The 14927-nt window shown below is 62.6% G+C and carries 7 protein-coding genes; all 7 read left to right on the top strand.

Features of this window, described 5'->3' with window-relative positions; all coding sequences use genetic code 11:
- Positions 1–6: 6 nt before the first annotated feature.
- Positions 7–1740 carry an ABC transporter ATP-binding protein gene (locus tag AC6JA3_RS16215; protein WP_026543169.1) on the top strand — a complete coding sequence of 578 codons (1734 nt, stop codon included), beginning with the start codon at positions 7–9 and terminating at the stop codon, positions 1738–1740.
- The gene (locus AC6JA3_RS16210) at positions 1737–3815 is read left to right on the top strand and encodes an ABC transporter ATP-binding protein (protein ID WP_026543168.1); all 2079 of its coding nucleotides are present in this window, start codon (positions 1737–1739) and stop codon (positions 3813–3815) included. Before AC6JA3_RS16215 ends, AC6JA3_RS16210 begins: the two co-directional genes overlap by 4 nt.
- A gap of 56 nt (positions 3816–3871) precedes the next feature.
- Positions 3872–4288, top strand: coding sequence for an acyl-CoA thioesterase (locus AC6JA3_RS16205; RefSeq protein ID WP_026543167.1), 417 nt, complete (start codon positions 3872–3874; stop codon positions 4286–4288).
- A gap of 19 nt (positions 4289–4307) precedes the next feature.
- A complete protein-coding gene (locus AC6JA3_RS16200) occupies positions 4308–5072 on the top strand; it encodes a copper homeostasis protein CutC (protein WP_026543166.1) in 765 nt (254 codons plus the stop codon).
- A gap of 175 nt (positions 5073–5247) precedes the next feature.
- Positions 5248–8445 carry a glycoside hydrolase domain-containing protein gene (locus tag AC6JA3_RS16195; RefSeq protein WP_347781760.1) on the top strand — a complete coding sequence of 1066 codons (3198 nt, stop codon included), beginning with the start codon at positions 5248–5250 and terminating at the stop codon, positions 8443–8445.
- Between the two features lies 1 nt (position 8446).
- Complete coding sequence (locus AC6JA3_RS16190; RefSeq protein WP_347781759.1) at positions 8447–10384, top strand: DUF5107 domain-containing protein; 1938 nt, start codon at positions 8447–8449, stop codon at positions 10382–10384.
- 184 nt (positions 10385–10568) lie between these two features.
- A complete protein-coding gene (locus AC6JA3_RS16185) occupies positions 10569–14861 on the top strand; it encodes a family 43 glycosylhydrolase (RefSeq protein WP_497920310.1) in 4293 nt (1430 codons plus the stop codon).
- Positions 14862–14927: the final 66 nt, after the last annotated feature.

The raw sequence follows: 14927 nt of genomic DNA, 5'->3' as shown, positions 1-14927 counted from the left end.
GTGGGCATGCTTGTCACCCTTATACGGCGCTACTCCAAGCCGTATTTGCCGCAGATTGTGGCCGTGCTGATCTTTCAGTTGGCGTCCACCATCGCCACGCTCTACCTTCCCAGCCTCAACGCCAAAATCATTGACGAGGGTGTTTCCCGCGGCGATACCGACTTCATCTGGCAGACGGGCGCGCTCATGCTCGCCGTGGCCCTTGGTCAGGTGCTCGCTGCCATCATCGCCGTGTACTTCGGCTCCCGCGTTGCCATGGCGATCGGCCGGGACCTGCGCCGCAGCGTGTACCGGCAGGTCAGCAGCTTCTCTGCACAGGACGTCAACAAGTTCGGTGCCCCTACGCTGATCACCCGCGGAACCAACGATGTCCAGCAGGTTCAGATGCTGGTCCTCATGGGCCTGAACTTCATGGTGTCCACGCCCATCATGTGCATCGGCGGCATCATCATGGCCCTCCGCGAGGACCTCAACCTTTCCTGGCTTGTATGGGTTTCCGTGCCTGTCCTGGTAGCCGTGGTGGGTTACCTTGTGGTCCGGCTCATGCCGCTCTTCCGTTCCATGCAGACCAAGATCGACGCCATCAACGGAGTGCTGCGCGAACAGATCATCGGTATCCGCGTGGTCCGCGCTTTTGTTCGTGAACCCCACGAAGCCAAGCGCTTCGGCAACGCCAACGAAGACCTCACGGCCGTGTCCGTAAAGATCGGCAACCTGTTCGTCCTGATGTTCCCGGCGATCGGAATGATCCTCCACCTCTCGACTGCCGCCGTCTTGTGGTTCGGTGGCCAGCGCGTTGACTCCGGTGAGATGCAGGTGGGTGCCCTGACAGCGTTCCTGCAGTACCTGCTGCAAATCCTGATGGCTGTCATGATGGGCACATTCATGGCCATGATGATTCCCCGCGCCTCTGTCTGTGCAGACCGCATCGGCGAGGTGCTCGACGTCGAGCCTTCCATCCATAACCCCAGCGCGCCGGTGGTTCCGGCCGAGAAGAAGGGGCGGGTGGAGTTCCGCGACGTTACCTTCAAGTACCCCGGAGCCGAGGCTCCCGTGCTGAGCAATATCTCGTTCACTGCCGAGCCGGGCAAGACCCTGGCCATCATCGGTTCCACGGGCGCCGGCAAGACCACCCTGGTCTCGCTGCTCCCGCGGCTTTACGATGTCGCCTCCGGTGATGTACTGCTCGACGGCGTCCCTGTCACCGCCATGGATGCCTCGGAGATCACCAGCCGAGTCTCGGCCGTGCCGCAGAAGCCCTACCTTTTCTCCGGAACCATCGAGCACAACCTGCGCTTCGGCAAACCCGATGCCACCGACGAGGAACTTTGGGACGCGCTGGAAACAGCCCAGGCCAAGGGATTCGTGGAGGAAAAGTCCTCAGGTTTGAACCGACGCATCGCCCAGGGCGGAACCAACGTCTCCGGCGGACAACGCCAGAGGCTTTCCATCGCCCGTGCCTTGGTCACCAAGCCCAACGTCTACCTGTTCGACGACTCTTTCTCCGCCTTGGACGTCGCCACTGACGCCCGGCTTCGGAAGGCCCTGAAGGCCAAAACCCGGGATGCGACGGTCATCATTGTGGCCCAGCGCGTCTCCACCATCGCGGATGCTGACGAAATCCTTGTGCTGGATAACGGGCGCATCGTTGACCGCGGTACCCACGACGAACTCCTGGAGACGTCACCGACGTACCAGGAAATCGTTGAATCCCAGCTGAGCGTGGAGGAAGTGGCATGAGCGAGCAGAACCAGCAGAAGAAGCGTGGCTGGGCCGCCAAAGCCGAGGCCGCCAAGGATGCCAAGGCAACAGCCGAGGCCGAGGTGGCAACAGAGGTCCTGGACGACGACGACTTCGTAGAAGAGGAATACGTTCCTTCGGAGGCCGACGGCGGCATGTTCGGCGATGTTCCGGCCAAGAAAGCAAAGGCGTTCTGGCCCTCGGCCAAGCGCCTCATGGGCCTGCTGAAGCCAGAGAGCGTCGGCGTGTACATCGTGATCGGCCTCGTGGTGGTCTCAGTTGTCCTCAACGTCATCGCCCCCAAGGTCCTTGGCAACGCCATGGACGTCATTTTCGGTGGCGTCATGGGCAAGCAGATCCCCGAAGGGGTCTCCCAGGAACAGTTCGTCGAGCTGATGCGCCAGCAGGGGCAAGGCAACTTTGCGGACATGGTGTCCAAGATGGAGCTCACCAACGGGATCGATTTCCCCAAGCTGACGTTCCTGATTTCGATCGTGCTCCTGATGTACTTTGTGGCCAACATTTTCCTGTGGGCCCAAGGCTGGTTGCTCAACCGGATCGTCATGCGGGTCATCAAGCAGCTCCGCAACGATGTCCAGAAGAAGCTGAACCGGCTTCCGCTGAACTACTTCGACACCCGCCAGCGTGGTGACATCCTCTCCCGCGTTACCAACGACGTCGACAACGTCCAGCAGGGCCTGCAGCAGGCTTTCGCTCAGCTGGTCAGCTCCGTGCTGACCGTCCTGGGCATCACCGTCATGATGTTCATCGTGTCCTGGGAGCTGGCTTTGATCGCCCTGATCGCGTTGCCGCTCTCCGGCATCGTGGCAGGTGTCATCGGCGCGCGCAGCCAGAAGCTCTTCGCGGCACAGTGGAAGAACACCGGCACCCTCAACGGACAGATCGAGGAATCGTTCTCCGGGCACGACCTCGTGAAGGTGTTCGGCCGTGACGCGGACATGCTGGAGCGTTTTGATGAGAAGAATGAGGAACTCTACAAAGCCTCCTTCGGCGCGCAGTTTGTTTCCGGCGTGATCTTCCCGGCCATGAACTTTGTGTCCTACCTGTCCTATGTAGGCATCGCAGTGGTAGGCGGCCTTCGGGTGGCTTCGGGCTCCATGAGCCTGGGCGATGCCACGGCATTCATCCAGTACTCCCGTGAGTTCACCCAGCCGCTGGGGCAGATCGCCGGCATGGCGAACATGCTCCAGTCCGGCGTAGCCTCAGCCGAGCGTGTCTTCGAGTTCCTTGACGCTGAGGAAGAGGTAGAGGAGAACGGCACCCGCCACCTGCCCGCCAAGACCGACGGCCACGTCGAGTTCGAGCATGTTTCGTTCAGCTATGTGGAGGACAAGCCGCTCATTGAGGATCTGTCCTTCGCTGCAGAACCGGGGCACACCGTTGCAATCGTTGGACCAACAGGTGCCGGCAAGACCACCCTGGTAAACCTCGTCATGCGTTTCTACGAGCTCAACGCCGGCCGGATCACTTTGGATGGTGTGGACATTAAGGACCTCACCCGTTCCGAGCTCCGGTCCAAGGTGGGCATGGTGCTGCAGGATGCCTGGCTCTTCGGCGGGACCATCTACGACAACATCAAGTACGGCAACCTGGACGCCACAGAGGACCAGATCATGGAAGCAGCCAAGGCCACGTATGTGGACCGGTTCGTCCGTGCACTGCCTGACGGCTACCAGACGATCATTGATGAAGAAGGAAACAACGTCAGTGCCGGTGAGAAGCAGCTCATCACCATTGCCCGCGCGTTCGTTTCCGATCCTTCCCTGCTGATCCTGGACGAAGCCACCAGCTCCGTTGATACCCGCACCGAGTTGCTGCTGCAGAAGGCCATGGCTGCCCTCCGCACGGACCGGACCAGCTTTGTGATCGCACACCGGCTCTCCACCATCCGGGACGCCGATACCATCCTTGTCATGGAGAACGGCAAGATCGTGGAGCAGGGCAACCACGCCCGGTTGCTCGCCCTCCAAGGGGCGTACTACCGGCTGTACATGTCCCAGTTCGCGGGTGAGGAAGAGACCGCCGTTGACGATTCGACGGCGGTGCACAGCTGAGCACCGAAGCACTGACGGAGTCCGTGGCACCCCGGCGCATGGAGGTTTCAGTACCCATGCGCTGGGGTGACATGGACGCTTACGGGCACATCAACAACGTGCAGATCGTCCGGATGTTGGAGGAAGCCCGTATTGCGGCCTTCGGTCCACCCCGCGGAGCAGGCCTTCCTGGCGTAGAGCCGCCGGCTGCCCTGTTCAACGATGTCGATGAAGGCACCATGACCCTCGTGGTCGAACACAAGGTCCGGTACGTCAGGACCTTGGATTACCGCAACATTCCTGCCGTTGTGGAAATCTGGGTGGGGGCGATCAAAGGTGCAAGCTTCGATCTGCACTACGTCATCAAGGATCCCGTTACCCGGGAAGACTGCGTCAAGGCCACCACTCATTTGGCCTTCGTAGCTGAAGCCACCGGACGGGTCCTCAGGCTCACTCCGGAGCAAAAGGAAAAGCTGAAACAGTACCAAGCCTGAGTCCGCGTAGAGTTTCAGCATGAAACTTGAAATTGCCGTGGTCAGTGCCGTCGGCGCAGGTGCCGCCGCTTCCGAGGGTGCGCACCGCGTTGAACTGTGCAGCAGCCTGGAACTTGGTGGCATTACTCCAAGCCAGGGGCTCATGGAGGCAAGCATGGAGCACGTCGATGGACGCCTGGAAATCCATCCCTTGATACGTCCCAGGCCAGGAGATTTCCAATACTCGGCATCGGATGTGGACACCATGGTCCATGAGATCCGCCACCTGCTGGCACAGGGCGCCCACGGAGTGGTGGTCGGAGCCCTGACGCCTTCAGGCGAAGTGGACGTTCATGCGATCCAACGGCTCGTGGACACTGCCAAAGAGGCCAACCCTGCAGTGCAACTGACTTTCCACCGTGCCATCGACCAGTCCAAAGACCCCATAGCTGCGCTGGAGCGGCTGCTGGAACTGGGGTTCACCAGGGTGCTGACCTCCGGGCATGCGGCCACCGCGGGCGCTGGGCTGCAAACCTTGTCGGACATGGTCGAACGGGCAGCGGGCGCCTTGGAAATCATGGCTGGCGGGGGACTGGCACTCGAAGACATCCCTGCCATGCACGCCGCCGGTCTTTCCGCCGTCCATCTGTCCGCCAAGAAGACCGTGTCCACCCTGGGGGAGGGAACCATCTCCCTTGGTGCCCAGGACGGGGCCGATCCTACCGCCTACACAGTCACAGACCGTGAAGTGGTCCGGGCCGCCAAAGCGATGGTGAACGCGCTCAACCTGGACGCCGGGATCTGAAGCCCGAGCGTGCGGCATTCATAGCCAAGGATGGATACGGCATGCGCCCCGCCGTATGAATCCCAGTAAGTACGCATCGCAATAACCCTTTACCGGGCCGCAGGAGGCCGGGATGATGTAAGGATTCACCAACTCGGTGAATACATCCCGGAAGCTACCTTCAGGAGTCCCAGCGATGCCGCTGCCCACGCCGGTTTCACCGGTTGTCATGCCCGCCCACCCACTTGCCGGAAGCAAGCGGACAACAGGCCACCCGGAGGTGGAATGCGGCATCGGGACGTGGGACCAATTGCGCTATGGAAACCACCGGTTCGTGATTGAAGTCCAGGAACGGGACCGGGACGAGCAAGGCGAAGTACCCGCCCGCCGGCTCCTGATTCCATGGCGTCGCCAAGACCAGGACCCATTATCGGTGGACGTCATCGTGATCTCGGAAAGAAGCGGGACCCGGGTCCGCAATGTGGTGGTCGAAGAAGCCACCCGGGAGGCAGGAACCATCGTTTTCGAGCCCACGGATGGTCCGGGGCTCTATTTCGTCTACTACCTGCCGTACGCCATGCTGGGGAAACCCCACTATCCGCAGGCGGAGTACCTCCCGTACCGGCCCTCGGCGGAGCCCGGGTGGGCGGCCGGCGTCTTGTCTTCACCATGGCAGGCCGCCAAGGGCCCGATTCCCCAAGCAACTGTCCTTCGCTATGAGGCCGCGAGCCAGCGCGACTCGTTTGCCCCGATGAACTTCACTGCCCGCGCGGACGAGCTGGAACAACTGCACAACAGGCATGCCGGCAAGGCGTTCCTGCTGTTTCCGGAGGATCGGCTGAATCCCCTTTCCCTGCGGCGGGAGCTTCCGGCGCACTGGGTGATCAAGGGGCCGGCCCAAAACTTTCACGCGCTGGCCCAATGCGGGGAGGACTATGTAGTCCAGTTGGGGTTGTACGCGCTGGAGGACCTGGAAGGCGTCGAAGTGCAGGTGGCCTCTCCGGCGGGCGGACACTGCCTCAACACCGACGGCGTGGACCGGTTCGGCAAGCCGTGGCGAAGGACTCTGGATCTTCGGGCTGGGACGGTGCGCGCACTCTACGTCTTACTGCCTGTCCCCGAGGACAGTGCTGGAGGGCGCCACGAAGCGGTGGTCACAGTCACCGCCTCCGGTCACGCTGCCCAAGCTGTTGAGGTCTGCTTGGACGTTACTGCTGGGAACAAAGTGGCTGTTGCACGCGACGCTGCTGCAAGAGATGTGGCTGCTGCAAGCGATGTGGCCACTGCGGACAAGGTTGCTGCGGCGCACGATGTGGCTGCTGCGAGCGATGTGGCCACTGTAGACAAGGTTGCTGCGGCAAGCGACAAGTACCAGCCAGGGGGAGGTTTCGGCGATCCGCGCTACCTGCGGCGCCTGGCCTGGCTGGATTCCAGTGTGGCCCAGGATGCCGGGCTGGTCCGTCCTTTCACCGCCATCACCTTGGACCGGGACAGCAGGACGTTGGGGATCCTTGGCAGGGTCCTGGAGTTGACGGAGTCGGGGCTTCCGGCGCAGGTGACGTCCACCTTCACCGCGGCCGTGACCGCAACGGACGGTCCCGGCGTCGGGCTTTTCAGCGGTCCGATGCTGCTGGAGATCGACGGTATCCGGTGGAGTCACCCGCCGCTGACCTTCACGGAGGAGGGGCCCGGGCGGGTCTCGTGGCAGTCCACATGGACGGGCGCAAAGAACGGAAACGCTGCGTTGTGGCTGGAGCTGAAGGGCGTCCTCGAGGCCGATGGTGCGGTCTCGTACTCACTCCGCCTCAGGTCCTTGGGAACCCTGGAGGTGCCCGACGTCGGCCTGCGGCTTGCGTTTGATGAGGCTGCGGTTCCGCTCGCGATGGGCTTGGGAGTCCCGGGCGGGCGGCGTCCGGAATCCCTGGATTGGACCTGGGACGTTGCGGCGAGGAACCAGGATGCGCTGTGGCTGGGTAGCGTGAATGTGGGGATGCAGCTGGCACTCCGGGACGGCAACTACGAGCGTCCACTGAATACCAACTTCTACCTCGGTAAGCCGCTGGTGGAACCGTCGTCCTGGGCCAACCGCCAGGTGTCCGGTTCCGGCACCGCAGTCCAGGGAGGGGTCAAGCTTCGGACCGGCGAGGGGACAGTGACAGTCCGTGCGCACAGTGGCGCGCGGACTCTGGCGGCCCGTGAACCCCTGGACTTCAATTTCCGCCTGTTGCTGACGCCGTTCAAACCCATCCAGCCCGGCAACCACCTTGCCAAGCGGTATTTCCACCAACCGGCGGAGCCTGCGGACATCAAGGCGGCGGGAGCCACGGTGGTCAACGTCCATCACGCCACGGCACCGGCACCATACATCAACGATCCGTTGCTGACGCAGGACAGGCTCCGGAGGTATGTGGCTGAGTGTCACCGGCACGGACTAAAAGCAAAGGTGTACAACACGGTCAGGGAGCTCACTTTCCACAGCCCGGAGTTGTTGCCGTTGCTGCACCTGGACCATGAGATCTTCAGCGATGGCCCGGGCAAGGGGCACATCTGGTTGCAGGAGCATGCCGGCACTGGCTATGTGTCCGCCTGGTTTGCTCCCAATGTGGGGGACATCGCCGTGGTGACCACTGGCGAGTCGCGGTGGGAGAACTTCTACGTGCGGAGCCTGCAGGAGCTGGCCTCCGGCGAGGACGGGATTGACGGCATCTACCTGGATGACATTGCTTATGACCGGCATGCAATGCTCCGGGTCCGCAAGGTCCTGGAGCGGGCCTGCGAAGACCGCGGCGTGGACGGTCCGGAGATCGACCTCCACTCTGCCAACCAGTTCACGGCACATGACGGTTACGCATCCTCCGCCAATCTGTACATGGAGCAGCTGCCCTATGTGGACAGGCTCTGGCTGGGGGAGTATTTCGACTACGACTCCACCGGTCCCGATTACTGGTTGGTGGAGCTCTCCGGAATCCCGTTCGGGCTGATGGGCGAGATGTTGGAAGGCGGCGGCAACCCGTGGCGTGGGATGGTGTTCGGCATGACCGGCCGGGCACCCGCCGTCGACAACCGTCCCCTCTGGGATTTCTGGGCAGAAACCGGGCTGGAGGGCGCGCAAATGCGCGGCTTCTGGGACCCGGAATCACCGGTGCGGACCAGCCACCCGGACGTTCTTGCCACCTCGTGGGAGACCGCTCAGGGACTGGTGGTGGCGCTGGCGTCATGGGCCGGGGACACTGAGCAGGTGACGTTGATTTTCGACGACGACGACGACGACGCTGCCGCCGGCCCGGTGCATGCCCCGGCCATTCCAGGATTCCAATCCGCAGCAAGCTACGCCCCCGGCGAAGCCATCACCCTCCAGCCGCAGCGCGGCCTCCTCCTGACGATCGGATACTGACGTGACAACTGCCGCGAGCTCCAACCTCACCGTCACCACCATCACCTTGACCATGGCCGAAACCGGTCCGCTCAATCCCCTGCCCGTGGTGGCCGCCGAACTTGATCAGCCCTACACCGTGGGTGAGGGCGTGCCGGAGGAACTCCAGGCGTCGGCCCGATACGGAGTGGTGCCCAACATCTACCCATATCTCATGCAGGACGGGTACAGCCGTGAGGCGGCACCCAGGGAAGTACCCGCCGTCGTGCTTGAAAACAGCAAACTCAAGGTGACAGTCATCCCTTCGCTGGGCGGCCGCATCTGGGAGCTTTTCGACAAAGCCACCGGCAAACAGCTCCTCCACACCCACAATGCTCCGCAGCTGGCCAATATTGCCCTGCGCAAGGCGTGGTTTGCCGGTGGGCTTGAGTGGAACATCGGAACCCGTGGACATTCGCCCACCAGCTGCGATCCGTTGCACACCGCAATCGTCCACACCGAGGACGGCAAGCACATCCTTCGCCTCTGGGAGTTTGAACGGCTGAGGGAAGTGGTGTTTCAGGTGGACATTTGGTTGCCGGAAGACTCAGCCGTTCTGTTCGCCGCCGTCCGGCTGCGGAACCCCAATGACCACGATGTCCCCATGTATTGGTGGAGCAACGCCGCCATCCCCGAAACGGAGCGCACCCGCGTGATCGCCCCGGCGGACGAAGCATTCGGCAGTGACTACACCACGGACATCACCCGCGTCCGGCCCACCAGCCATGAGGGGTACGACGGAACCTGGCTGGTCAACAGCCCTCACGCGGCCGACTTCTTCTTCGACATCGACCCCTCCGAACGGCGTTGGGTTGTGGCCGCGGACGACGACGGCGATGGGCTGGCGATGCTGTCCACGGGACTCCTGCGGGGAAAGAAGCTCTTCGTCTGGGGCCAGGGCCAGGGCGGGAAACGGTGGCAGGAATGGCTGAGCCCCGGAGCCGGACCGTACGCCGAAATCCAGGCTGGCCTTGCGCAGACCCAGTTTGAACACCTGGTGATGCCTGCCGGTGCGCAATGGGCGTGGGTGGAGGCCTACGGGAACGGACACCTGGACCCCGGGACCTCCCACGGTGATGATTGGGCCGCTGCGGTGGCGCACGCCGGCGAACGTTTGGAAGGGCTTCTGCCGCACGAAGAACTCGAGGCGATGCTTCCGGCAGCCATCGCAGATGCCGACGTCCCGCCGTCGAAAATGTTGCTGCACGGCAGTGGCTGGGGCGTGGTGGAGCGGGCCCGGCGGCTGAGGACCGGCAAAGGCTGGGTGGACGAGAGTGGAACACCGTTCGTGGATGAAAGCATCACGGGGGAGCAGGAACCGTGGCTGAGGCTGCTGCATGGAAAAGCGTTCGACGGCGCGCCCAGCTTCGTCGCCGGTACTGACTGGGAAGACTTGCTGGCAGGTCAGGACAGCCCGGAGGCCCGCTTCCACTTGGCCACCATCAAGCATGCCCGCCAGGACCTGAAAGGGGCCGAAGCCCTCTATGGGGAGGTAGTGGCGGCCAACGATGTGAGGCCGCGGACCAAGGCGCTTGCCCATCGGGGGCTGGGATTGGCTTTGCTCGCTGGGGGACAGGAAGCGGAAGGACTCGCGTGGCTTCGGAAGGGTGTGGCTGCCGACCCCGCCAACGCGTCCCTGCTCACCGAGGCTGTCACGCTGAGCATCCGGCACGGCGACCCGGCCATGGCGCTGGAACTGAACGACACCGCACCCAAGGAGGGCCCCGGCGTCGGACGTTTGAGGTTCCTGAAGGCATTGGCGCTCGCACGGACGGGGAACCCCGGCGGGGCAGCGGCGATCCTGCGCGAGGGTGTCGAGATTCCGGACCTCCGCGAAGGCGAAGATGCGATCTCGGCCTTGTGGCAGGAGGTTTGCCCGGGGAAGGCGGTGCCGTTCAGCTACCAATTCGGCATGCACTAGTCCCTTCGAGGGATAAAAAGTCCCGGGGATAGTGGGTTCCAGTGGGAATGCGCTATCCCCGCGGCCAGGTGGAAGACATTGGGCGGCCAGCAAAGATCACCCCTTGACGGGTGACGTGCGTCACTGTATGTTTACGTAAACCTCTTCTATGTTCACGTAAACATGAACGGATTGGATTTAGACAATGTTGTCGAGCTCGCACGCATCGTCGCGTCATCGTTTAATCGCGGCCCTAGCGGCTTCAACCCTCGCACTGGGCACCCTGCCACTACTAGCCTCGCCAGCCTCCGCTGCTGAGGATCTTGTCCTGACCCCCAACCCCGCACAGGCCGGGCCGTCGTTCAAAGGCTGGGGCACCAGCCTGGTCTGGATGGCCAACGCCACAGGCCAGTACCCGGAAGCCATCCGGAACGATCTGATTGACAAGGTCTTCGGTGACGACGGCCTGAACCTCAACATCGCCCGCTACAACGTGGGTGGCGGCAATGCCACTGACATCCCCGACTACCTCCGTCCGGGTGGCGCCGTTCCCGGCTGGTGGAACCCGAATACGGGCCTCTCTGACCAGGCCGGGCCGATCACCACCAACTACGCTGATCGGGACCGTTTCCTGGCCGCGTGGACCGGCGAGAACGACTCCGATTACAACCTCGACGCCGATGCCTCCCAGCGCGCCTGGATCGCGGCCATCAAGGACAAAGTCACCACGTGGGAGGCCTTCAGCAACTCCCCGCCCTACTTCATGACCGAAAGCGGCTACGTCAGTGGCGGTACGGACCCCAACGCCGACCAGATCAAGCCCGCCGCCATCGATAAGTTCGTCAATTACGTCAAAAAGGTAGCGGAACACGTCGAAGAAACTGAAGGCATCAGTTTCGACACGATCAACCCCCTCAACGAACCCAACACCAACTACTGGAAGACCACCTTCGGTGGCAACGGGCTGCCCAATGGGGGAGGCCAAGAGGGTGCTCACGCAGGCCCCGCCCTGCAGTCCCAGGTGCTGACCGCCATGGCTGCCGAGCTCGCCGAGCCCGGCACCGCCACTGAGGCCAAGGTCTCCGGTCCGGATGAGACGTCGCCGAGCCGCTTCCTGGAAGATTGGAACGGCTGGACTCCGGAAACCAAGGAGGCTGTCAGCCAGCTGAACGTCCACACCTACTCCACTGGCGACCGCCTCGCGGTTCGCGACATCGCCAAGGCAACGGACAAGCCGCTGTCCATGAGCGAAGTCGAAGGCAACTGGGGCGGTGACTCCTGGAACCCGGAAAGCATCGAAAACGGTCTGGGCATGGCCACCCGCATAACAGATGACCTCCGTGAGCTCGATCCTGAGTCCTGGGTGCTGTGGCAGCCGGTTGAAGACCTCTACAACATGGAACTGGGCGAGAAGAAGAACTGGGGATCCGTCTTCATCGACTTCGACTGCAACGCCGACGGCGACTCCGTGCGGCGTTTGGCTGCAGGCGCCGCAGATCCTTCGTGCCGCACCACGGTGAACTCGAAGTACAACACCATCCGCAACTTCACCCATTACATCGCACCGGGTGACCGGATCATTCCCACCAGCGACGGCAAGACCACATCTGCGCTGAAGGCCGATGGTTCCGGCCTGTCGATGGTGCACACCAACGATTCCGACCAGGCCAAGACCATCAAGGTGGACTTGTCCAAGTTCGCAACGATCGCCGCTGGTGCAACGGTTACCCCGGTGGTGACCACCCAGTCTCCGTCCGGCGACCCGACGGCCAACGCACTTGTCAGTGGTGCCGCCGTGGCCGTCGACGCCGGAACGCGCTCGGCGACGCTGACTGTTCCTGCCAAGTCCGTCACCACCTTCGTGGTCAACGGGGCATCCGGCGTCGCTGCCGATGCGCCGGCGGTACAGGATGGACAGTCCTACAGCTTCGTTGGAGTTCAGAGTGGCCGCGCAGTTTCGGCTTCGGACGGATCTCCCAAGACGGTGCTCTCTGATTCGGTGGCTGGCGGCAATCAGGTGTGGAAGGCAACCCTCATCGCTGATGAAGACGGCACCACCCGTGACCGTTTTGTCCTCAGGCTCGCCGATGGCCGCGCTTTGGCCGCTGATTCCAATGGCACCACGCTGCGCAGCATCACCGATGAGGAAGCCCGCACGGATAGCTCGGCGCAGTGGTTGTTCAGCACCACGGACGGTAGCTCGTTCAGCCTCCTGAATGCTGGCCTTCACCAGGTCCTGGACGTCTCGAACAACTCCACGCACGAAGGTGCTTGGATCGGGCTATGGACCTCCAACGGCGGGGCCAACCAGACCTTCACCCTCCGGAACGCCAGCGAGGGCACCGGCTACAACAGCTTCCGGCCCGGCCAGGACTGGCGGGACAACAACGGCAATCTGATCCAAGCCCACGGTGGTCAGGTGGTCACGTCCAAGGATTCCGCCGGCAAGACCATCTACTACCTGTACGGCGAAGACCGTACCAACGGCTACCACTCGGCACCGGGCGTGCACGGCTACAGCTCCTACGATCTCTATAACTGGAAGGACGAGGGAGTTGCGCTGAAGACGTTGTCCTCACGCGGGCAAATCGACTCGGATCCGTACTTCCAGAACCTGTACTCGGGTTACACCACGGAGCAGAAGGACGCCGTCTACCGTGACCTCGGTACGGTTCCTGTGAATGGCCAGACCCCGCCGATCCTTGAGCGACCCAAGGTCATCTACAATGCTGCCACCAACAAGTGGGTCATGTGGGTGCACGCTGACGGACCGTCGTCGTGGTCTACCGCTCAGTACGCCAAAGCCAACGCCGGCGTAGCAATCTCCGATTCGCCCTTCGGGCCGTTCCGGTACATCGACAGCTACCGCCTTCACAAGGCAGCGGCCGGCGATCCCACCAACAAGGCTCCGAATAACCCGGGCATGGCCAGGGACATGAACCTCTTCGTGGATGACGATGGCACGGGCTACATCATCTACTCCAGCGAAGAAAACGCCACCATGTTCATCTCCAAGCTCAACGCTGACTACACCTACCTGTCCGCTTCGCCGGACACCGCGGTGGAGGGTGTGGACTTCCGGCGGGCCTTCGTCAACCAGTCCCGTGAATCACCGGCCATCATGAAATACAACGGCCGCTACTTCATCATCTCTTCGGGAACCACTGGTTGGTCGCCCAACCCGTCACGGTACGGCACGGCCACCAGCATCCTGGGGGAGTGGACCGACAAGGGAGATCCGTTCAGCAGTGACGTGTCCTGGAACTCCAACAACTCCCAGCCGTCCTCGGTGATCCCCGTAGACCCGGCTAACGGCAAGTTCATCTATATGGGTGACCGCTGGAACGGCGGATCGGACCAGGCCCTGGCCACGGCACCCATGGTGTGGATGCCTATCCAGATGGGCGAAGGCGGCAAGACCCTGGCAGTGAAGGCCCCGTCTGAGTGGAAACTTGAGGACCTCGACGCGAACGCTGCATGGGACGTCTCAGGTGTTCCTGCCAGCCTGGCTGTGGGCTCAACCTTCAGTGTGAACTCCGTGACGGTCACCCAGAACGGGCAGAGCTCCACCCAGCCGGTGACCTGGCAGGTCAGTGGCAACACGAACACCGTGGGCGTCATTACTGCCACGGGCACGCTTCCCGGCTTCGGTAACCGGACGTTCACCCGGACCATCCCGGTGGTTCCGGATGGTGTTCAGTACGCAGTGAATGCCGGTGGGCAGCAGACCGCTGACTGGACCGCCTTGAAGGCAGCGGCAGCCCAGGGCGGTCCTGTCCTGAACAGTGCAGCGGACCAGCCGTTCGGTGCTGACCCGGTCACGGGCAAGAGCTGGGGTTATGAAAGTGAAGGCAGCGGCGTGACAGGCACCGCTGATGACAACATCTTCACCACCCTCCGTTACGCAGCAGCTGGCCGGGACCTGAGCTACAAGTTCAATAATCTGGCTCCGGGTACCTACACGGTTTACGCCGGTTACTACGATCCGTGGGCCCAGTGGGATGACCGCGGAGCGAAGGTCACCGTCAACGGTGCAGTGGTTGAGGCTGATCACGACTACAGCGGCGACTACCAGTCCGCGGCCTACCAGAACGTCACGGTGGGCACGGACGGGAAGCTGACTTTCTCGCTGAGCCCCACCCGTGGTCCGGATGTGCAGTTGAGCTGGCTGATGATCGCCAACCCGGTGCTCACCGAGACCGCACCGCAGTTGAAGGTCACCGCAGTGGCAAGCACCAAGTGTGTTGCCGGCAAGGTCACCGTGACCGCGCAACTGACGAACAACGACACCAAGTCGGTTCAGGCTACCTTCACGTCGGTCTACGGAACCAAGACCTTCGCTGAGGTCAAGCCGGGCAAGAACGCGCTCCACGCCTTCAGCACCCGTGCTGCTTCGGTACCAGCAGGCACCGTGGCCGTTGAAGCCAAGGCCACAGTGAACGGACAAGCCGTGACAGTGACAGCGAACGCCGCCTACAACGCAGCATCCTGCAACTAACCTGACGCTGGTGGCCCGCCTGATTGGCGGGCCACCAGCCTCTTTTGCCCCCAACCTTCCCGGCTG

It is taken from the genome of Arthrobacter sp. TmtSoilC79 (assembly GCF_059739405.1).
This window is presented reverse-complemented; position numbering and strand designations above follow the sequence as displayed.

What these genes read in the sequence shown, in the direction of transcription:
- AC6JA3_RS16215 (WP_026543169.1), top strand. Translation starts at nt 7, where the DNA reads ATGCTTGTCACCCTTATACGGCGCTACTCCAAGCCGTATTTGCCGCAG.
- AC6JA3_RS16210 (WP_026543168.1), top strand. Translation starts at nt 1,737, where the DNA reads ATGAGCGAGCAGAACCAGCAGAAGAAGCGTGGCTGGGCCGCCAAAGCC.
- AC6JA3_RS16205 (WP_026543167.1), top strand. Translation starts at nt 3,872, where the DNA reads ATGCGCTGGGGTGACATGGACGCTTACGGGCACATCAACAACGTGCAG.
- AC6JA3_RS16200 (WP_026543166.1), top strand. Translation starts at nt 4,308, where the DNA reads ATGAAACTTGAAATTGCCGTGGTCAGTGCCGTCGGCGCAGGTGCCGCC.
- AC6JA3_RS16195 (WP_347781760.1), top strand. Translation starts at nt 5,248, where the DNA reads ATGCCGCTGCCCACGCCGGTTTCACCGGTTGTCATGCCCGCCCACCCA.
- AC6JA3_RS16185 (WP_497920310.1), top strand. Translation starts at nt 10,569, where the DNA reads ATGTTGTCGAGCTCGCACGCATCGTCGCGTCATCGTTTAATCGCGGCC.